Origin of the sequence: Delftia sp. ZNC0008 (assembly GCF_000799035.1) — a bacterium.
In the GTDB taxonomy this organism is placed as follows: Bacteria; Pseudomonadota; Gammaproteobacteria; order Burkholderiales; family Burkholderiaceae_C; genus Comamonas; species Comamonas tsuruhatensis.
In genome coordinates this window covers 1-19056 of sequence record NZ_JTKZ01000396.1, presented here as the reverse complement: position 1 = coordinate 19056, position 19056 = coordinate 1, and the positions used below count along the sequence as shown (strand labels likewise).

The following is a 19056-nucleotide window of genomic DNA, read 5'->3' as shown; positions in this document are numbered from 1 at the left end:
CCGCGTCCTGCAGCAAAAGAATGTGCGCCTGGACTCGCCCGAGCAGGTCAAGGCCCATGCCCAGCAGGTCTACCAGCAGGTGGTGCAGCTGCGCAAGATGCCCTTCGGCAATCCGGGCGCCCTGAGCGATGACGAGCGCGGCATGGTCAAGCGCTGGTACGAATCGGGTGCATCGGTGAACTGATCATCCTGCCGCGCCCGTGCGCTGCCAACCACCCGCCCGCAGTCTCGCAAGAGCCTGCGGGCTTCTTGTTTCAGGCAGGCCAGGCCGCTGCGGTACCGTGCAGGGCCGGATGCCGCGCTTCATCGTGCGGCGTGTGCAGCGCGATGGCGCCGCGCCCCGGCAGGCTTTGCGCCTTGGCCTGCTGCTTGGCCAGGGCCGCGAGGTTGGCGATGTCCTCGGGTGCCAGCAGGCTGCCCGGCGCGACGCGCACCACGCCGATGGACAGCGTGGTGCAGGCAAAGAATCGCCGGATGCCGTGGCGGTCCTCGGCCCAGATGCCGCCGGCCTCGCGCGCCTGGTCGTCGAACAGCTGGCGTGCCTCGCCAGCGAAGGCGCCGACGATGTCCTCGCAGCGCCGCTGCCAGTCCTCGCTTTGCAGCAGCAGCATGAAGTCGTCCCCGCCCACATGGCCCACGAAGTCGCGCCGCGCATCGCAGTGCGCCACGGCCAGCCGCGCCACCAGGCGGATCATCTGGTCGCCGCGCCAGTAGCCGTAGTGGTCGTTGAAGGGCTTGAAGTGGTTGAGGTCGGCATAGCAGGCCACGAAGCCGGCGCCGCTGTCCAGCAGGCGCTGCATGTGCAGGCTGATGGGGATGTTGCCGGGCAGGAAGGTCAGCGGGTTGGCGTGGCGCGCGGCCTCGATGCGGGCCTCGGTCACGCGGCGCACCAGCTGCTCGCCCGTGCCCAGGCCCACATAGCGGCCGTTGTCGGTGACGATGAAGCCGTCGCTCAGGTAGCGCTGGTCCTGCGAGGTCAGGATGCCGACGAGCTGGTCCACATCGCAGTCCAGTTCCACGATGCGCGGCTGCACGTTGGCAAAGGCCAGGCAGGGCTTGCGTCCGTGGACTTCACGGAAGTACAGCGTGGCGTAGTGGTTCATGAACTGCTGGCGGTTGATGAGGGCCAGCGGCCGGCCGGCCTCCACGACGGCAATGGCGTGCAGCTGCTGCCCGGCCTGGAACAGCTCGGCCACCTCGTCGTTGCTGGCCGCCGGTGCCACGCAGGGCGCCTGCATCACCATCAGGTTGCGCAGCACGCCCGGGGGGGCGCTGTGGCCCTGGTGAGGCAGCACGGCCACGCGCGGGTCCTGCGCCACGCTCAGCGCCTGCGGGCTGATCTGCGGCTGGGCGGCTTCGGCGGGCCGGCCCAGCAGCCATCCCTGGCCGTACGCAATGCCCAGGTCGCGCAGGGTGCGCAGCTCGTCCTCGGTCTCTATGCCTTCGGCGATCAGCGTGGTTCCGAAGACCTCGGCAATGCCCTTGATGGCCTGCAGCAGCTGCAGCGTGGCCGGGCGCTGCTCGATCTGGTGGATGAAGTACTTGTCGATCTTGACGAAGTCCGGCTTGGCCTCGGACCACAGGCGCAGGCTGGAGCGGCCGTCGCCAAAGTCGTCGAGCGCCAGGCGCGCGCCCGTGGCGTGCACGGCCTTGACGGCGGCGCAGACGGCGGGCATGTCGGTCACATGGTCGTGCTCGGTGATCTCCACCACCAGGGACCGCGCCTGCACGCCGAAGATGCGCACCGTGTCCCCGACCATGCCGGGGCCGCAGACCCCCACGGCCTGCACCAGCGCCTGGGCGCTGAGGTTGACGAACAGCCGGCCCGGCGCACTCTGCCGGCCCCAGTCCTGCAGCGCCACGCAGACCGCCAGCAGCTCGAATTCCCGAAGAATGCCCTCGGCCGCAGCGCCCTTGAGCAGGGCGTCGGGCGTATGCAATGGCATGCCCCGGGGGCCGCGGATCAGCGCCTCATGCGCATAGATGCTGCCGCTGCGCAAGTCGGCCAGCGGCTGGAAGACGCAGTACAGGCCGCCCGCGCGCATGAGCTGCGCCACGGGGCCTGCGCCGGACCGCACGGCGGCGGATAGCACGGCCGCGGCAGCGGGCAGTCTGGCGAGCATCTGGGGATCGATCATGGGCTCAAATTTTCAGTTGGATACATTACGTTTCATTGGTGACATACTTGTGACAAGTATGCCGCCTGTCGGCGTGCGTGCTGGCGGCCGATTGACGTGGCTCAAAACGCGGCGGCTGCAAAGCCGGCAAAGTTGCGTGCATGTTCGCCCTGTCTTCCTTGCAAGCTTTCGCCTTCGCGCCGGGTTCCGCCCAGGTGTTGGCCGCGGGTACCTGGCTCAGGCTGCGTCGGCAGTCGCCGGATACGGTGATGTATCTGGAACGCGGTCGCGTGCTCCTGGGCATAGGCCAGGGTGGGCAGATGCGCCACCAGCTGGGTGTGGTGGAGGGGCCGGCCTGGCTGGATGCGGCCTTTGTGCTGCAGCGGCGCGGCAGCAGCCTGGACATGCTGGCCGACAGCGATGTCCGCGTGCAGCAGTTGCCCCAGGCCGACTTCCTGCAGGCCGTCTCGCAACTGCCTTCTCCCGCCCAGCAACTGCTGCAGGACATGGCCCAGGCCTACTGCGCCCAGACCGAGCTGGCCGTGAGCCGCCTGTCCAAGGATGCCGAGGCACGCTGCGCCCAGTGGCTGCTGCGCCATGCCATGCCGCACGAGGCCGGGGGCCTGCGCGTGACGCTGCACCTGCGCAAGCGGCTGATCGCCGCCCAGCTCGGCATTGCGCCCGAGACCTTCTCGCGCGTGCTGCGCCAGTTGCGTGAGCATGGGCTCATCGCGGGCCGGGGCAATGTCATCGATCTGCCCAAGCCGGCGGCCCTCGAAGTGCTCGCAGTAGGCTGATTCCCACGCCGCTGACGGGTGCCGGCCTGCAAGCGCCGGGACTTGCGGGGCGGGGTATCCACTGGTTCGCGGGTTCCACCCAGTGGGACGGCTTTCGGGTCTGCATATATTGAGGGCGTCATGTCACTGGACGCCCGTCGATCCCCCTTTTTCCAGGCGCTGCTGGCATCCCAGGATGCTCCGCAGGTGCCGGACTCGCCCTCGTGGCCGCGCGCGTCCACAGGCTGGGGCGCCATGCGCTGCACGGTGCTGGCGCTGGCCGCGGCGGCCGTGCTTGTGGTGGGCCTGGGCAGTGCCTGGTGGGTATCGCACAGCATGCGCCAGCAGACGCTGGAGCGCGCCATGGCCCGGCAGGCCGACGAGGTCGATACCGTGGCGCGCATGCTGGCCTCGCGGCTGGAGCAGCAGCAGCGCCTGCTGTGGGTGCTGGCCCAGGGCATGGCCGACCAGGGCGGCGACCCCAGCCGCCTGATGGGCGAGATGCTGCGCGGAGACGCATCCGTGCGGCTGTTCGACACATTGCAGCTGGCCGATGCGCGTGGGCAACTGCAATTGAGCCTGCGCGGCGGCCGCTCTGAGCCCCTGGTCGATCTGGACGAAGGCGTGCGCGACGTGATGCGGCGCAGCCTGGCCGATGGCAAGCCCGTGGTCTCCACCATGGTCCGCAAGGGGGCCGATCCCGCAATGATGGAGTTGCTGTACGCCGTGCCGCTGCGCGCCGGCAACGGCACGGTCAGCGGCGTGCTTTCGGCGGGCGTGCGCATGTCCGGCCAGGCGCTGCTGCCGCCCGGCATCGACCCTTCGCGCTCCGCCGGGCGGCTGCTGGTCATGCAGCGCGACGGGCAGATCCTGGCCCACTCCGATCCGTCGCGCTGGACGGCGCGCGCCGAGGCCGAGCCCGGACTGGGCGCGGACTGGTTGCAGGACCCTTCCACCGGCGGCCTGCAGGTGGGCCCCGATACCCAGCGCCGCGCCGGCTACCTGGTGACGACGGCCGGCATGCCGCTGCCGCAGTGGCTGGTGGTCAGGATCACGCCCGAGGAAGCCATTGCGCCCAGCCTGGCGCCGCGCGTGCTCTGGTGGCTGCTGGCAGCCGTCGCGGGGGTCACCGCGCTGCTGGTGCTGCTGCTGATCCTGGTCACCGAACCCATGGCCGCCTTGCATCGCAGTGCACGCCAATGGCTGGCGAGCCAGGGGCGGCTGATGGCCGAAGAGCCCGATCCCGCGCCGGAGCCGGCGCCAGGCCATGCCGAGGAAGGCGGCTGGCGCATGCCCTGGACCCATGCCTGGGGAGAGGCTTCCACGCTGTGGCAGGCCCTGCACCGCCTGGGCCAGATGGGCCAGGACCAGGTCCACGAGGTCGGCCGGCTGCAACTGCAGCTGCAAACGCTGATGGACTACGCGCCCGTGGGCCTGGTGGTCACGCATGCGGCGCATCTGGAGCTGGTGGGCCTGCAGGCCGCGCGCATGCTGGGATATCCGCCGCGCGAACTGCAGGGGCAGGCGATACGCCAGCTGTGCGCCTCCGACGCTGCGCACGCCCAGTTGCTGGAGCGTGTGCGCAAGGACCTGGACATGTACGGCCAGTTCGACAGCGAGCAGTGCTTTGTCCGCAAGGACGGCCGCCCCATCTGGGTGCGCCTGCACGGCCAGAGCCTGCAGCGCCTGCAGCGCGGCCTGGAGCCACGCGCCGTGGTGCCGGCCGATCCCACCCTGGTCTGGGTGGTCGAGGACGTGACCATGCAGCGCCTGGTGCGCGAGCAGCCGGGCTGGAAGGCCATGCACGATCCGCTGACCCTGCTGCCCAACCGCGAGGCCTTTGCCATGCGCCTGCATGAATGGCTGCAGGAATGCAGCGCCGCCCAGCGCCTGCCCGCCGAGGCGCAGCAGGAAGAGGTCTCCTCCTCGCAAGCCGACGCCGAGGTTGCTGCCGTGGCCACGGCCGCGGTCGAAGTCGCCATTTCTCCCATGCCGCACCATGGCGTGATCCTGTTCCTGGACCTGGACCACTTCGCCCACGTCAACCAGCAGGGAGGCCATGCGGCCGGCGACGAGGTGCTGTGCCACATGGCCCGGCTGATCGACAGCGTGGTGCGGCCCTTGGGCTGGGTGGCGCGCCTGGGCGGCGACGAGTTCGCCGTGCTGCTGGCCGGCGTCCCGGCCGAGCAGGGCATGCTGCTGGCGCAGAGCCTGTGCATGGCCGTGCAGGACTGGGAAGGCGCGCACGAGGGCCAGCGCTACCTGATGGGCGCCAGCGTCGGCATGGTGGTGCTCGATGCCCGCCAGCACACGGTCAGCAGCGCGCTGCGCTCGGCCGACATGGCCTGCTATGCGGCCAAGCGCAAGGGCCGCAACCGCGTCGAGGTGTTGGAGGCCGCATGAGCGCCGGGGCCGCGCCTCATTCGAAGGATTCGCTGAAGCGCCGCAGTCCCTCCGGATCGATCAGGGTCAATGCCCCATAGGAGACGCGGACCGCTCCGATGTCCTCCAGCTCTCCCAGGGTGCGATTGACGATCTGGCGCGACACGCCGGCCAGGCTGGCCAACTCCTCCTGCGACATGCCCAGGTGCCGGTTGCCGGTGTCCGGATACAGCCTCGAATCGGTCAGCTCCGAGATGCAGTGCGCCACATGGCGGCTGGAATGGTGCAGCCGCGCATGCTCGCAGCGGCCGATGAACTGGCCCAGGCGCGCATTGAGCTGGTCCAGCAGGAAGCGGTTGAAGCCGAGGCTGCGCTCCAGCAGCCAGTGAAAGGTGCTGGCCGGCATCAGTGCCACCAGCGTATCCTCGATCGCCGTCGCGTCGAACGGCCAGCATTCGTGCTTGAGCAGTGTGCCCTCTCCGAACCAGCAACCCGGGGTAAAGGTGGCCAGCGTGGTGCTGCGCCCGGTAGGCGACAGCGCATGGATCTTGACCGCTCCCTGGACGATGCCGGCCCAGTGGCCGGCCCGGTGCGTCTTGTGGCAAAGCGGGGCGCCGGCCGGTATGTGCCGCAACAGCACCTCCCGCCGCAACCTGAGCAGGTGGGCCCTGCTCAGGTGGGGCGCAAAGGGCGCGGACTTGAGGACGGCGTTGATCGTGGGCGGCTGCATGGTGATTGATGCAAATCTTCAATGAAAGTCTGCTGCTTCATTGCCTGGATTGGCACGCTGCAAACCCTGATCACCGGCCCCCGGACCCCTGCGGGACTTCGCGCAGGGTGCAGCTCAATCGTTGCGCGAGACCGGCGCAGGCCCGGCCTTGGTGCCCGCCGGGCCGGCACTGAAATCGGTCAGGAAGGCCGCCTCCTGGCTCTGGCCCGTTCCGGCCTGGCTCCAGTCGCACACTCCCGCCGCAAACACTGCGGCAAGGCGCTTTTGCTGGGCCGGGCTGAAGGTGATGCCGGCGTACTCCGGGCTGGTGAACGAAAGGGGCTTGAGCTGGCACTGGTAGATGTCCTCCGCGAGCGGACCTCCGGCTACCTGGCGTGGCGACAGGGTCGGCTTGAGGGGACAGGCTGGGTCGTCCAGGGCCAGGACTTTGTCGAGATCCGAAGGGGCGGCTCCCGTTGCGGCGATGCATCCATCCCTGACATCCGAAGGCCTGTTGCGCACCACTTTCTGTGCCAGCGCAGCGCCGGTGGTGTCGCGCTCCACGGCGGTCAGCCAGCGGTCCATCATGACAAAGGCCTCGCGTCGCATGGCAGGGGCGATCAGCAGCGGGACCATGCCCTTGCTGGCGCGGATCACGTGGTTGTCATGGTGGCCGTTGGCGGCATCCAGCCGTGCGCGTTGCTGCAGGCTGCGCCAGGTCATGTGGATGTCGCTGCCGCCCTCGGGCCGCAGGTCGATGATGGCCACCTGGGACAGGTTCCTGCCGTTGCTGGTGAGGCCACTGCTGTAGAGCCTGGGCAGCAGGCTGGCCACGGCCCGCTCGCGGGCTGCCGGCCTGGACGCAGTGCCGCCGGTCCAGTCCATGTCGTTGGTGTAGCTGCCGATGCCTTCGTTGAGCTGCACGAAAGCCTCCGCGTCGATGGCGCCCGACTGCAGTGCCTTGAGTCCGTACTGCAGGCCCGTGTTGTCATACGGCAGCTGCGGCTTGGTGTGGCCGTCGGTGTCCTTGAACGTCCCGAACACCGGGACCAGCATGTCGTGGATCGAGCAGCGCACGCCCTGGCCGCGTGTGCGCGGGTCGTAGACGATGGAGGCGGGAAAGCCCACGCCGCAGTTGTCGGGCAGCCGGGGGTTCTGGGGGGTGATGAAGCTCCCTACCCATTTGTCGCAGTAGCTGGCCGGATGGCCATTGATGGCGGCCTTCGCGGTGTCGCTCAGTGCCTGTCCTGCGGCCGTCCTGTAGTAGTTGGACAGCAGGCCGCAGTCGCGTGTTTCCATCCAGGTGGACACCGCATCGGGATAGCTCAGCCCCGTCTGTATGCCCTGCAGCAGACCCGGCATGGCGGAGGCGATCACTGTCTGCATCATGGAGCCACCCGAGTCGCCGTCGCCCATGGTGTAGCGCACTTCGCCGTAGTTCTCGATCAGGTGCTCCTTGATGCGCATCATGTTCTCGGCGGCCAGCAACTCGTTGTTGTTGTGCAGGTGGTTGGTCAGCATGGCTTTCACGACCATGTGGCCTGCCGCGAGCGCGTTGGGGTCGAACGGCAGGCTGCCGCTGAACTGGTCGAGGAGGTTGACCGCCGGCTCCTGGAAGCGATTGCCGGAAGCGGCTGCGCCGAATCGCCACAGCACCTTGCCGTTCCATCCCTTTTGCGGCTCCCAGGGCGTCCAGGCAAGCGCGGGGTCATGGTAGGCCAGGATCTGGTAGGTGCCGCGGCCCATGACGCCAGTTTCCAGGCGCAGCAGGTGCTTGACCGTATCTCCGCGGTCGTTGGTGAAGTCGGCGATCTCGCTGTCGGCCGGGCGCTGCGATGGGTCGTAGGCCACATGACAGGGCGTGGCGCCTGCCGGACCCATCGTGCAGGCGCTGCCTTGCCTGGCCTTGGGCATGTAGTAGTAGGTGTACTGGGTCCTGGTATTGCACTGGACATCCACCGGATCGGTATCGAGACCGCTGACGCGCGTGGTCACGGTCGCCGAAAGTGCCGTGCCCGGCACGGAAACGGTGGCTTGCGCGCCATTGCGCGTGGCGCAGATCCACGGCGCTGTCTGCGGCCCGGCGAAGATGGGATCGCCCCGGCCATGGTTGGTGATGTCCAGCCGTGCCTTCGCGCTGCCGGCCGCCGTGGCGGTGAGGGTGTTGGCGCCCACCCTCAATCCCTCGACCCGGCCCAGAATCCGGCCATTGGCGCGCTGGGCGAACCGGGCGGTGACATCCGTGCCATTGAGCGCCACCTTCAGCGCACCGGGCGGGCTGCCCTTGGGCAGCACAATTTCAATATAGGCATTGCCGTCGCTGATCATGTCGGCCCGGTTGGACAGGCTGCGTATCTCGATGACACCCAGGCCTGAATCACCGCTGCCGCCGCAGGCGGTCAGCACACTGGCGAGCGTGGCTGCGGCCACCATGCCCGAAAAAGGGGTTGGCTGTTTCATCGTCTTGTCTCCTGCAATCCACTTCCTTTTGAAGCGATTTCATTGAATCACGCTAACAGTCTGAAAGTCTGTATAGGTTTGGACAATGGTTTGCCGGCGACTGGCTCGCATATTGCATGTGCTGCGTGCACAAGTGTTTAACCGCCCCTGCCCAGGGCATTCTTGGTGCTTGTATCTAGCTGGCGGGGGTCATGGCTGGGTTACGCTGCGGGCTCCCCATGACCTGCGGCGCGTCCCCGGCGCGACCGCTCTTTTTTTCGCTGATTGCTTCGCTACATGCGCGACCAGGCCCTGTTCGACAAGATTGATCTGCACCTGATACGGGTGCTGCACACGGTGCTGACCGAGCGCAGCGTCTCGCGTGCCGCATTGCGCCTGGGCATGCACCAGCCGGCGGTGTCCGCCGCGCTCAAGCGCCTGCGCGACCTGGCCGGCGATTCGCTGCTGGTGCGTTCGGGCGCGCACATGCAGCCCACCGAGGCCGGGCTGCGCATGGTGCAGCCGGCGGCCGACATCCTGCGCGCGGCCGAAGGCCTGTTCAGCGATGCGCGCCATTTCGATCCCCGCACCTCCACGCGCACCTTCCGCATCGCCGCCAGCGACTACCTGGACCCGCTGTTCCTGCCGCGCCTGGTGGCCCACCTCAAGACCGAGGCGCCCGGCTGCCCCGTGGACATCCTGGCCCTCAACGGCGACGCGCACTACGAGGTGCAACTTGCCCAGGGCGATGTGGACGTGGTGATCGGCAACTGGCCCGAGCCGCCGCAGGGCCTGCACATGGCCAGCCTGTTCGAGGACGAGGTGGTCTGCCTGGTCAGCCCCCAGCATCCGGCCGTGCGACGCGGCTGGGACGTGGCCCAGTGGCTGGAGGCCGAGCACATCGCGCCCACGCCCACCTACCCGGGCGCGCGCGGCGTGATCGACGACCAGCTCTCCCGCATGGGCCTGCAGCGCCAGGTGGCGGCGCGCTGCGCGCATTTCAGCCTGATTCCCGACATCGTGGCCACCAGCCTGCTGGTGCTGACCACGGGGCGGCTGTTCTGCGAGCGCTTCAGCCAGCGCCTGCCCCTGGTGATCCTGCCCTGCCCCGTCGAGTTTGCGCCGCTGGTGTACTACCAGCTGTGGCATGCCCGCACGCACATGGGCGCTTCCACGCGCTGGCTGCGCGACGCCGTGCGGCAGGTGGCGCTGATGTCCCGTGCCCGCTAGGCGACGGCGATAGGAACCGCCTTTTGGGTGAACAAAGTGATGGCCGATATGAGGGCCGCCGAGGCGGTTTCAAGGACTTGTGTTCCAGTTTGTTGCAGAAATTGAAAGACAATCCCAGCCATGAATCCCCCCGATACAGTCCCCCTGCCAGCAGCAGCGCCGCCGCGGCTTCAGCTGACAGGCATCACCAAGCGCTATCCGGCGGTGGTGGCCAACAACGGCATCTCGCTGACCGTGGGCGCCGGCGAAGTGCATGCCATCCTGGGCGAGAACGGCGCCGGCAAGTCCACGCTGATGAAGATCATCTACGGCGCCGTCAAGCCCGACGAGGGCCGCATCGAGGTCGATGGCAAGCCGGTCCACATCCGCAACCCGCAGGAGGCGCGCCAGCTGGGCATCGCCATGGTGTTCCAGCATTTCAGCCTGTTCGACACGCTGTCCGTGGCCGAGAACGTCTGGCTGGGCCTGGACAAGAGCCTGCCGCTGGCCGAGGTGGTGCAGCGCATCGAGTCCACGGCGCATGACTACGGGCTGGAGGTCGATCCCCACCGCCCCGTGCACACGCTGAGCGTGGGCGAGATGCAGCGCGTGGAAATCATCCGCGCCCTGCTCACGCACCCGCGCGTGCTCATTCTTGACGAGCCCACCTCGGTGCTCACGCCGCAGGCGGTGGAAAAGCTCTTCGTGGTGCTGCGCCGCCTGGCGTCCGAGGGCTGCTCCATCCTCTACATCAGCCACAAGCTGCACGAGATCCGCTCGCTGTGCACGGCCTGTACCGTGCTGCGCGGCGGGCAGGTGACTGGCGTGTGCAATCCGGCCGTGGAGAGCAATGCCTCGCTGTCGCGGCTGATGATCGGCTCGGAGCCGCCCGAGCTCACGCACCGCGAATCCCAGGTCGGCGCCAGCGTGCTGCGCGTGCAGGGCCTGGCGCTGCCGCGCTCGGAGCCCTTCGGCGTGGACCTGCATGGCATACAGCTCGATGTGCGCGCGGGCGAAGTCGTGGGCATCGCCGGTGTCTCGGGCAATGGCCAGAAGGAATTGCTGTATGCGCTGTCCGGCGAGGACACGCGCGCGGCGCCCGAAATGGTGCAGATTGCCGGCCGGGAGGCGGGGCGCCTGGGCCCCGGCCGGCGCCGTGCGCTGGGCCTGCACTTCGTGCCGGAGGAGCGTCTTGGCCGCGGCGCCGTGCCCAGCATGGGCCTGGCGCACAACCTGCTGCTGACGCGCAAGACCGCGCTGGGCAAAGGCGGCTGGATCCGCATGGGCCAGCTGCAGGAGCAGGCGCGCGCCATCATTGCGCGCTTCAACGTCAAGGCCGGTGGCCCCAACGCGGCGGCGCAGTCGCTGTCGGGCGGCAACCTGCAGAAATTCATCGTGGGCCGCGAGATCGATGCCAGGCCCGCGCTGCTCATCATCTCCCAGCCCACCTGGGGGGTGGACGTGGGGGCGGCCGCGCAGATCCGCGGCGCCATCCTGCAATTGCGCGACGAGGGCTGCGCCGTGCTGGTGCTCAGCGAGGAGTTGGACGAATTGTTCGAGATATGTGACCGCCTGCATGTGGTGGCCAAGGGCCGGCTGTCGCCCTCCGTGGCGCGGGCCGATGCCACCGTGCAGCAGATCGGCGAGTGGATGAGCGGCCTGTGGGACGGTGCTGCCGCCCCGAACGCCGCCCCGAGTGCCACCAAGGGAGGCGCCCATGTTCAAGCTTGAGCAACGCCCCCAGGCCTCGAAGCTGTGGACCTACGGTTCGCCCGTGCTGGCGCTGGCCATCACCGTGCTGATCGGCGTGTGCCTGTTCGTGATGCTGGGCAAGGACCCGGTGCGCGGCCTGCAGGCCTTCTTCTGGGACCCCGTCAAGTCCACCTATGCGCTGGGCGAGCTGGCCGTCAAGGCCACGCCGCTGCTGCTGATCGCGCTGGGGCTGGCCGTGTGCTTTCGCTCCAATGTGTGGAACATCGGTGCCGAAGGCCAGTTCGTGATCGGCGCCGTGGCCGCAGGCGGCGTGGCGCTGCTGGCGGACAAGACCACGGGGCCCTGGATCGTGCCTGCCATCCTGGTGGCCGGCATGCTGGGCGGCATGGTCTGGGCAGGCATCGTGGCCCTGCTGCGCGACCGCTTCAATGCCAATGAAATCCTGGTCAGCCTGATGCTGGTCTACGTGGCCACCCTGGTGCTGGGCTTTCTGGTCTACGGGCCGTGGAAGGACCCCATGGGCTACAACTTCCCGCAGACCAAGACCTTCGAGCGCGTCACGCAGATCCCCAAGCTGATGCAGGGCATGCGCACCAATATCGGCCTGCTGCTGGCGCTGGCCGCGGCAGCCATGCTGTGGATCTTCCTGTTCCGCACCCGCGCCGGCTTTGCACTGCAGGTCGGTGGGCTGGCTCCGGCCGCCGCACGCTACGCGGGCTTTTCCTCGCGCCGCGCGCTGTGGACGGCGCTGCTGATCTCGGGCGCCGCCGCCGGCCTGGCCGGTGCGCTGGAAGTGGCCGGCCCGCTGGGCCAGCTCACGCCCTATGTCCCGGCCGGCTACGGCTTCGCCGCCATCATCGTGGCCTTCGTCGGTCGCCTGCATCCCGTGGGCATGATCTTTTCCGCGATTCTCATGAGCATGTTCTATATCGGGGGCGAACTCGCCCAGTCGCGCCTGGGCCTGCCCAAGGCGCTGACCGGCGTGTTCCAGGGCCTGCTGCTGTTCACGCTGCTGGCCTGCGACACGCTGGTGGCCTACCGCGTGCGCTGGGTGTCCCGCACGCCCGTGGTCCCGCCCGCAGCGGCGCCTGCCGTCAAGGAGGCCCGCTGATGGAATCCTATGCACTGCTGCTGGGCTCCACGCTCAGCGCCGGCACCGTGCTGGCGCTGGCCGCGCTGGGCCTGCTGATCAATGAAAAGGCCGGCATCGTCAACCTGGGTGCCGAGGGCATGATGCTGTGCGCCGCCATCGCGGGCTTTGCCGCCGTGGTCCACACGGGCAGCACCACCGTGGGCTTTCTGGCCGGCATGGGTGCGGGCGCGCTGCTGGCCGCCATCTTCGGCGTGCTGGTGATCTGGCTGAACACCAACCAGTACGCGACGGGGCTGGCCCTGTCGCTGTTCGGCACGGGCTTCTCGGCCTTCCTGGGCCTGGGCTATGTGCAGGCACGCCTGCCCGAGCTGCCCAAGTTCGCCGTGCCCTGGCTGTCCGACCTGCCCGTGGTGGGCACGGCGCTGTTTCGCCTGCATCCGCTGGTCTATGGCGCGGTGGCCATTGCGGCGGCCCTGGTCTGGTTCCTCTACCGCACCCGGGCCGGCCTGGTGCTGCGCGCCGTGGGCGAGTCGCCCCAGTCGGCCCACGCGCTGGGCTATCCGGTGCGCCGCATCCGCCTGGCGGCCGTGGTCTTCGGCGGCGCCATGTGCGGGCTGGCCGGCGCCTACATCTCCACCGTCTACACGCCGCTGTGGGTGGAAGGCATGGTGTCGGGCCGGGGCTGGATCGCGCTGGCGCTGACCACCTTCGCCACCTGGCGCCCTGCGCGCGTGCTGCTGGGCGCCTACCTGTTCGGCGGCGTGACCATGCTGCAGTTCCACCTGCAGGCCACGGGCGTGCAGGTGGCCAGCCAACTGCTGTCCATGCTGCCGTACCTGGCGACCATCGTCGTGCTGGTGCTGATCTCGCGCAATCCGACCTGGATCCGCGCCAACATGCCGGCCTCGCTGGGCAAGCCCTTCTACCCGGGCTCCTGACGCTTTCATTTTTCTCTCTCCCTCCAGAACCACAAAAGGACAAACGCATGCCCGCTTTGCGCGAACGCACCCTGAAACCTGGCCTCAAAAGCACGCTTGTGAAGATGATCGGCCTGTCGGCCATCTCGGTGGCGGCCCTGACCGCCTGCGGCAAGAAGGAAGAGGCCGCAGCGCCTGCTCCCGCTGCCGCGCCTGCCGCCCAGGCGCCGGCCGAGAAGCTCAAGATCGGCTTCATGTACGTCAGCCCCATCGGCGACGGCGGCTGGACCTTCCAGCACGAGCTGGGCCGCAAGGCCATCCAGGAGAAGTTCGGCGACAAGGTGGAAACCTCCTTTGTCGAAAGCGTGCCCGAGAGCGCCGATGCCGAGCGCGTGATGCGCGACATGGCCGGCCAGGGCAACAAGCTGATCTTCGCGACCAGCTTCGGCTACCAGGAGTTCGTGCAGAAGGTGGCGGCCGACCTCAAGGACGTGAAGTTCGAGCACGCCACCGGCTACAAGAATGCCGACAACGTGGCCACCTACGACACCAAGACCTTCGAGGGCGCCTACCTGGCCGGCATCGTGGCCGGCGGCATGACCAAGACCAAGACCATCGGCGTCGTGGCCTCGGTGCCTATCCCTGAAGTGGTGCGCAACATCAACAGCTTCGTGCTGGGTGCGCAAAGCGTCGATCCCTCGATCAAGGCCAAGGTGGTCTGGGTGAACGAATGGTTCGCCCCGCCCAAGGAGTCCGAGGCCGCCACCTCGCTGATCAACGGCGGCGTGGACGTGCTCTACCAGAACACCAACTCCCCGGCCGTGCTCAAGACGGCCGAGGAACGCGGTGCGCGCGCCTTCGGCAAGGACGGCGACATGAGCGCCTTCGCGCCCAAGGCCCACCTGGGCTCGGCCGTGATCGACTGGACGCCTTACTACAGCAAGGTCACCCAGGACACGCTGGACGGCAAGTGGCAGGGCGGCTCGTTCTGGTGGGGCGTGAAGGAAGGCGCCATCGACCTCGTGAAGATCGCCGACGACGTGCCCCAGGACATCAAGGACAAGGTCGCCAAGGCACGCGACGGCTTGAAGGACGGCAGCTTCGCCGTCTGGACCGGCCCCATCAAGGACAACGCGGGCAAGGAAGTGCTGACGGCAGGCCAGGTCGGCGACCTGGGCTTCATGACCAGCATCAACTTCTTCGTCAACGGCGTCGAAGGCAAGGTGCCGGGCGCCAAGTGATCCGGCGGCAGTCCATGCAACAAGGGCCCTTCGGGGCCCTTTTTTCTGCCGCGATCCGCCAGACGGGTCCGCCCTATGCACCACGATTGTGCAAAGCCCCCAAAATGTGGTTTTCCCGCATGCCTGGTGGCTCTGGCGCAGCCGGCTGGCGCCATTCTTGCTTTATTCTCGGGACCCATCGCGGCGGGTCTGCGCCCCTGCGGACACCGCCTTCTTCCTGCCTGCCGCAGGACCACTTGAGGAAACTTCGATGACTGATCTTCACAAACGCTCCCTGATCAAGGTGGCAGCGCTGTCGGCCGTGGCCGCCGCCGCGCTGGCCGGCTGTGGCAAGAAGGAGGAGGCCGCGCCTGCGCCCGCTCCCGTTGCCGAGGCCCCTGCTGCCGCTGCAACCGAGCCTTTGAAGATCGCCTTCGCCTACGTGGGCCCCGTCGGTGACGGCGGCTACACCTTTGCCCACGACCAGGGCCGCCTGGCGCTGGAGAAGGAATTCGGCGACAAGATCAAGACCTCCTACGTCGAGAGCGTGCCCGAGGGCGCCGACGCCGAGCGCGTGCTGCGCGACATGGCCGCCAACGGCAACAAGCTGGTCTTCGGCACCACCTTCGGCTACATGGAGCCCATCCAGAAGATCGCTCCCGACTTCCCCGATGTGAAGTTCGAGCACGCCACCGGCTACAAGACCGCCGCCAACGTCAGCACCTACGACAGCCGCACCTACGAAGGCGCTTATCTGGCCGGCATCATCGCGGGCTCCATGACCAAGTCCAACGTGCTGGGCGTGGTCGGCTCCGTGCCGATTCCCGAAGTGCTGCGCAACATCAACAGCTTCACGCTGGGCGCGCAGTCCATGAACCCCAAGATCAAGACCAAGGTGGTCTGGGTCAACGAGTGGTTCGCCCCCCCGAAGGAAACCGAGGCTGCGACTTCGCTGATCAACGGCGGCGCCGACATCCTGTTCCAGAACACCGACTCCGCCGCCGTGCTCAAGACGGCCGAGGAAAAGGGCAAGCGCGCCTTCGGCTGGGACTCCGACATGACGGCCTACGGCCCCAAGGCCCACCTGGGCTCGGCCATCATCAACTGGACTCCCTACTACACCAAGACCGTGCGCGAGATGCTGGACGGCAAGTGGAGCAGCCAGCAGACCTGGTGGGGCGTGAAGGAAGGCGCGATCGACATCGTCTCGCTGGCCGATGACGTGCCCGCCGAGGCCAAGGCCCGGATCGAAGAGGTCAAGAAGGGTCTGAAGGACGGCACCTTCCACATCTGGAAGGGCCCGATCACAGGCCAGGACGGCAAGGAACTGCTGGCCGCCGACGCCGTGGCCGAAGACAAGTTCCTCACGGGCATCAACTTCTACGTCAAGGGCGTGGAAGGCAAGGTGCCGGGCCAGGACAGCAAGTAAGACAGACGCCATGCCACCCGGCGCAGGCCGGGTTGCCTGTTGCCGCCAGGGCCGCCTTCGGGCGGCCTTGGCGTTCATGCGCAGCACAGGTGTACCTGTACCGTACCTGTGCTGCGCATCGAGCGGGTTTATGCTCGCTCCCAGCCGCGGCCTGCCCGCCGCCGCGGCACAGACAGACAGCAAGAGATTCCCCCATGATCGAAAACTCCCTCTGGCATCCCGTGGCCCAGGCCCACGAAGTTGTCGATGCGCCGCTGGGCGTGCAACTGCTGGACCAGCCCCTGGTGCTGTGGCGCGATCCGCAAGGCCAGGTCCGCGTCTTCGTGGACCGCTGCCCGCACCGTGGCGCACGCCTGTCCATGGGCCGTGTCGAGAACGGCCACCTTGAATGCCCCTACCACGGCTGGCAGTTCGCCGACAGCGGCCAGTGCGTCAAGGTGCCGGCCCTGCCCAGCTTCACGCCCCCGCCCTCGCAGTGCGTGAAGGCCTTCGAGGCACAGGAAGCCTACGGCCTGGTCTGGGTGCGGCTGGCCACGGGCGAGGAGCTCTCGGCTGTTCCGGCCCTGGCGGCCCTGGCGGCACTGCCAGCCTTTGAAGCCGAGGCGGACGCGCACCTGCGCAAGCTCAACTGCGGCCCCTACGATGTGGCCGCCAGCGCGCCGCGCATCATCGAGAACTTCCTGGACATGTCGCACTTCGGCTTTGTCCACGAAGGCTGGCTGGGCAGCCGCGACGCCACGGCCATCGAAGCCTATGCCGTGGAGACCACGGCCACGGGCGTGCTGGCCACGGGCTGCAAGGCCGTGCAGCCGCAGTCCAACCTGCACTCCACCAGCGCGGCCGAGGTCGAGTACACCTACGAAGTCACGGCGCCCTATGCCGCCGTGCTGACCAAGCTGCCCGAATCCGGCACCACCCGGGCCGGATGGCGCGAGTCCATCGCCCTGTTCATCTGCCCCGTCACGCCCGAGACCAGCCGCGTCTGGTTCCGGCTGGCCGTGGCAGACTTCGATTCGCCCGATGCCCAGCTGCAGGAATTCCAGCACACCATCTTCTGCCAGGACCAGCCCGTGCTGGAGTCGCAGCAGCCCAAGTGCCTGCCGCTGGACCCGCGCGCCGAAATGCACTCTGCGGCCGACCGCATGTCGTCCGCCTACCGCCGCTACCTCCGGGCCAGCGGCATCACCTTCGGAGTCTGCTGATGCACACCGTACCCGCCGTGGATGCCGCGCATCTGCCCCAATTGCTCCAGGCCATGCCCAAGGCCGAGCTGCACATGCACATCGAAGGCTCGCTGGAGCCCGAACTGATCTTCGCGCTGGCCCAGCGCAACGGCGTGAAGCTGCCCTATGCCAGCGTGGAAGACCTGCGCCGCGCCTATGCCTTCACCGACCTGCAAAGCTTTCTGGACATCTACTACGCCGGCGCCAGCGTGCTGCTGTACGAGCAGGATTTCTACGACATGGGCCGCGCCTACCTGGCGCGTGCCGCGCAGGACAACGTGGTCCATGCCGAGATCTTCTTCGACCCCCAGACCCACACCCAGCGCGGCGTGGGCATGGAGACCGTGATCAACGGCCTGTACCGCGCCTGCCGCGATGCGGAGATAGAGCAGGGCATCTCGTCGGCGCTGATCCTGAGCTTTCTGCGCCACCTCAGCGAGGAGGACGCCTTCGCCACGCTGGAGGCTGCGCTGCCGCTGCGCGACCGCTTCATCGGCGTGGGCCTGGACAGCAGCGAGGTCGGCAACCCGCCCGAGAAGTTCGCCCGCGTGTTCGCGCGCTGCCGCGAGCTGGGCCTGCACCTGGTCGCGCATGCGGGCGAGGAGGGACCTCCCGCCTATATCTGGGGCGCGCTGGACGTGCTGCATTCCGAGCGCATAGACCACGGCGTGCAGGCCGCGCGCGACGAGGCCCTGATGCAGCGCCTTGTGCGCGACGGCGTGCCGCTGACCGTGTGCCCGCTGTCCAACCTCAAGCTGTGCGTGGTGCCCGACCTGGCGCAGCACAACCTGCCGCAGCTGCTTGAGGCGGGTCTCAAGGTCACGGTCAATTCCGATGATCCGGCCTACTTCGGCGGCTACGTGAACGAGAACTACCTGCAGCTGTTCGCCGCCACGGGCATGAACTCGCAGCAGGCCTGGCAGCTGGCGGTCAACAGCTTTGACGCCAGCTTCGTCACGCCCCAGCAGCGCGCCCACTGGATGCGCCAGCTGGAGGCCGTGTTCGCCAAGTACGCAGCCCTGGCCTGAGTCCGCTCAGGCCAGCGCCTTCCTGAGGCGCTCGGCATGGTCCTGCAGCGCCTGCATGCCGGGCTCCTTGCGCGGCCAGCCCAGGCCCACGCCGTCGCCCTCGTGGCGCGGCAGCACATGCAGGTGGAAGTGGAAGACGGTCTGCCCGCCCGCTGCGCCGTTGGCCTGGAACAGGCTGATGCCATCGGGGTCGAACGCTGACTGCACGGCCCGCGCCACGCGCTGGGCCGTGCGCATCACGGCGCCGGCCTCGTCGGGCGTGAGGTCCAGCAGGGTCACGGCATGGCGCTTGCTGGCCACCAGCACATGGCCGGGATTGACCTGGCCGATGTCCATGAAGGCGATGGTCTGCTCGTCCTCGAACACCTTGGCGGACGGGATCTCGCCCGCCACGAGGCGGCAGAAGATGCACTGGCCCGGGGGCGAGGTATCGACGAACATCGGCATGGTCTTGTACTCCTTGGTGGTTGCTTGGGGGTGGAATTTGCCGACGATCTTAGAGCGTGTTAAGCACTTTTAAGTACCCGCGCGGGTTCTGCGCGCTAGTGGACGGTATCTGCCGCCCCTTATGGAGGCCATAAGCGCAGGCCCAGGCAGCCCCCGGGGCCGCTGCCTATAATCGCGCCCCGCACCGGCCGCTGCCCACGGCAGGTGCGTTTTCATTTCCGGGCCATGTAGAGGAACACCATGTACAAAAACCTCGCAGCCGCAGTCGCGGCCGCAAGTCTTGTATCCACGGCCTTGTCCCAAGGCCATCCCGCCCCTTCATCCCCCGCAGGTTCCACGCCCCTCAAGACGCGG

The 19056-nt window shown here is 68.0% G+C and carries 14 protein-coding genes and 1 pseudogene; 11 read left to right on the top strand and 4 right to left on the bottom strand.

What is annotated here, in order from left to right; translation table 11 throughout:
• A pseudogene (locus L995_RS13445) lies at positions 1 to 184 on the top strand (urate hydroxylase PuuD); the annotation flags it as partial.
• Between the two features lie 70 nt (positions 185 to 254).
• Here the strand turns inward: L995_RS13445 and L995_RS13440 are convergent.
• On the bottom strand, positions 255 to 2138 hold the full coding sequence (locus tag L995_RS13440) for an EAL domain-containing protein (protein ID WP_047472230.1): 1884 nt from the start codon (positions 2136 to 2138) through the stop codon (positions 255 to 257).
• Positions 2139 to 2278: 140 nt separating this feature from the next.
• On the opposite strand from L995_RS13440, the gene L995_RS13435 reads away from it, so the two are divergent.
• Together L995_RS13435 and L995_RS13430 are read left to right on the top strand one after the other, a co-directional pair.
• Positions 2279 to 2914, top strand: a complete 636-nt coding sequence (locus tag L995_RS13435; protein ID WP_016449769.1) for a Crp/Fnr family transcriptional regulator — start codon at positions 2279 to 2281, stop codon at positions 2912 to 2914.
• A 120-nt stretch (positions 2915 to 3034) separates the two neighbouring features.
• Positions 3035 to 5296, top strand: coding sequence for a sensor domain-containing diguanylate cyclase (locus L995_RS13430; RefSeq protein WP_047472229.1), 2262 nt, complete (start codon positions 3035 to 3037; stop codon positions 5294 to 5296).
• A gap of 16 nt (positions 5297 to 5312) precedes the next feature.
• Here the strand turns inward: L995_RS13430 and L995_RS13425 are convergent, their stop codons facing one another.
• Both L995_RS13425 and L995_RS13420 read right to left on the bottom strand, forming a co-directional pair.
• Positions 5313 to 6005 (bottom strand): Crp/Fnr family transcriptional regulator, encoded by a 693-nt coding sequence (locus L995_RS13425; RefSeq protein WP_017404028.1) that lies wholly within the window; start codon positions 6003 to 6005, stop codon positions 5313 to 5315.
• Positions 6006 to 6119: 114 nt separating this feature from the next.
• Positions 6120 to 8444 (bottom strand): DUF6351 family protein, encoded by a 2325-nt coding sequence (locus L995_RS13420; protein WP_047472228.1) that lies wholly within the window; start codon positions 8442 to 8444, stop codon positions 6120 to 6122.
• Positions 8445 to 8720: 276 nt separating this feature from the next.
• On the opposite strand from L995_RS13420, the gene L995_RS13415 reads away from it, so the two are divergent.
• The 8 genes from L995_RS13415 to L995_RS13380 all read left to right on the top strand — a co-directional run bounded on the left by L995_RS13415 (position 8721) and on the right by L995_RS13380 (position 18255).
• Positions 8721 to 9653 (top strand): LysR family transcriptional regulator, encoded by a 933-nt coding sequence (locus L995_RS13415; protein ID WP_016449767.1) that lies wholly within the window; start codon positions 8721 to 8723, stop codon positions 9651 to 9653.
• Between the two features lie 120 nt (positions 9654 to 9773).
• Positions 9774 to 11363: an ABC transporter ATP-binding protein gene (locus tag L995_RS13410; RefSeq protein ID WP_017404025.1), complete on the top strand. Its 1590-nt coding sequence runs from the start codon at positions 9774 to 9776 to the stop codon at positions 11361 to 11363.
• Positions 11350 to 12456 (top strand): ABC transporter permease, encoded by a 1107-nt coding sequence (locus L995_RS13405; RefSeq protein ID WP_016449765.1) that lies wholly within the window; start codon positions 11350 to 11352, stop codon positions 12454 to 12456. Before L995_RS13410 ends, L995_RS13405 begins: the two co-directional genes overlap by 14 nt.
• Positions 12456 to 13376, top strand: coding sequence for an ABC transporter permease (locus L995_RS13400; RefSeq protein ID WP_016449764.1), 921 nt, complete (start codon positions 12456 to 12458; stop codon positions 13374 to 13376). The genes L995_RS13405 and L995_RS13400 overlap by 1 nt, the downstream gene beginning before the upstream one ends.
• Before the next feature lie 47 nt (positions 13377 to 13423).
• A complete protein-coding gene (locus L995_RS13395) occupies positions 13424 to 14596 on the top strand; it encodes a BMP family ABC transporter substrate-binding protein (protein WP_016449763.1) in 1173 nt (390 codons plus the stop codon).
• Between the two features lie 250 nt (positions 14597 to 14846).
• Positions 14847 to 16004, top strand: coding sequence for a BMP family ABC transporter substrate-binding protein (locus tag L995_RS13390; RefSeq protein WP_016449762.1), 1158 nt, complete (start codon positions 14847 to 14849; stop codon positions 16002 to 16004).
• Between the two features lie 194 nt (positions 16005 to 16198).
• Entirely contained in the window at positions 16199 to 17206 is a 1008-nt protein-coding gene (locus tag L995_RS13385) for an aromatic ring-hydroxylating dioxygenase subunit alpha (protein ID WP_016449761.1), read from the top strand.
• Positions 17206 to 18255: an adenosine deaminase gene (locus L995_RS13380; RefSeq protein ID WP_043790736.1), complete on the top strand. Its 1050-nt coding sequence runs from the start codon at positions 17206 to 17208 to the stop codon at positions 18253 to 18255. The genes L995_RS13385 and L995_RS13380 overlap by 1 nt, the downstream gene beginning before the upstream one ends.
• Positions 18256 to 18261: 6 nt before the next feature.
• Here L995_RS13380 and L995_RS13375 read toward each other — a convergent pair whose 3' ends face one another.
• Entirely contained in the window at positions 18262 to 18702 is a 441-nt protein-coding gene (locus L995_RS13375; RefSeq protein ID WP_043790738.1) for an HIT family protein, read from the bottom strand.
• Positions 18703 to 19056 lie beyond the last annotated feature (354 nt).

Bases quoted from the DNA above. Each gene is read 5' to 3' on its own strand.
- L995_RS13430 (WP_047472229.1), top strand. From the start codon at position 3,035: ATGTCACTGGACGCCCGTCGATCCCCCTTTTTCCAGGCGCTGCTGGCA.
- L995_RS13415 (WP_016449767.1), top strand. From the start codon at position 8,721: ATGCGCGACCAGGCCCTGTTCGACAAGATTGATCTGCACCTGATACGG.
- L995_RS13425 (WP_017404028.1), bottom strand. From the start codon at position 6,005: ATGCAGCCGCCCACGATCAACGCCGTCCTCAAGTCCGCGCCCTTTGCG.
- L995_RS13390 (WP_016449762.1), top strand. From the start codon at position 14,847: ATGACTGATCTTCACAAACGCTCCCTGATCAAGGTGGCAGCGCTGTCG.
- L995_RS13410 (WP_017404025.1), top strand. From the start codon at position 9,774: ATGAATCCCCCCGATACAGTCCCCCTGCCAGCAGCAGCGCCGCCGCGG.
- L995_RS13440 (WP_047472230.1), bottom strand. From the start codon at position 2,138: ATGATCGATCCCCAGATGCTCGCCAGACTGCCCGCTGCCGCGGCCGTG.
- L995_RS13380 (WP_043790736.1), top strand. From the start codon at position 17,206: ATGCACACCGTACCCGCCGTGGATGCCGCGCATCTGCCCCAATTGCTC.
- L995_RS13420 (WP_047472228.1), bottom strand. From the start codon at position 8,444: ATGAAACAGCCAACCCCTTTTTCGGGCATGGTGGCCGCAGCCACGCTC.
- L995_RS13395 (WP_016449763.1), top strand. From the start codon at position 13,424: ATGCCCGCTTTGCGCGAACGCACCCTGAAACCTGGCCTCAAAAGCACG.
- L995_RS13405 (WP_016449765.1), top strand. From the start codon at position 11,350: ATGTTCAAGCTTGAGCAACGCCCCCAGGCCTCGAAGCTGTGGACCTAC.
- L995_RS13435 (WP_016449769.1), top strand. From the start codon at position 2,279: ATGTTCGCCCTGTCTTCCTTGCAAGCTTTCGCCTTCGCGCCGGGTTCC.
- L995_RS13375 (WP_043790738.1), bottom strand. From the start codon at position 18,702: ATGCCGATGTTCGTCGATACCTCGCCCCCGGGCCAGTGCATCTTCTGC.
- L995_RS13385 (WP_016449761.1), top strand. From the start codon at position 16,199: ATGATCGAAAACTCCCTCTGGCATCCCGTGGCCCAGGCCCACGAAGTT.
- L995_RS13400 (WP_016449764.1), top strand. From the start codon at position 12,456: ATGGAATCCTATGCACTGCTGCTGGGCTCCACGCTCAGCGCCGGCACC.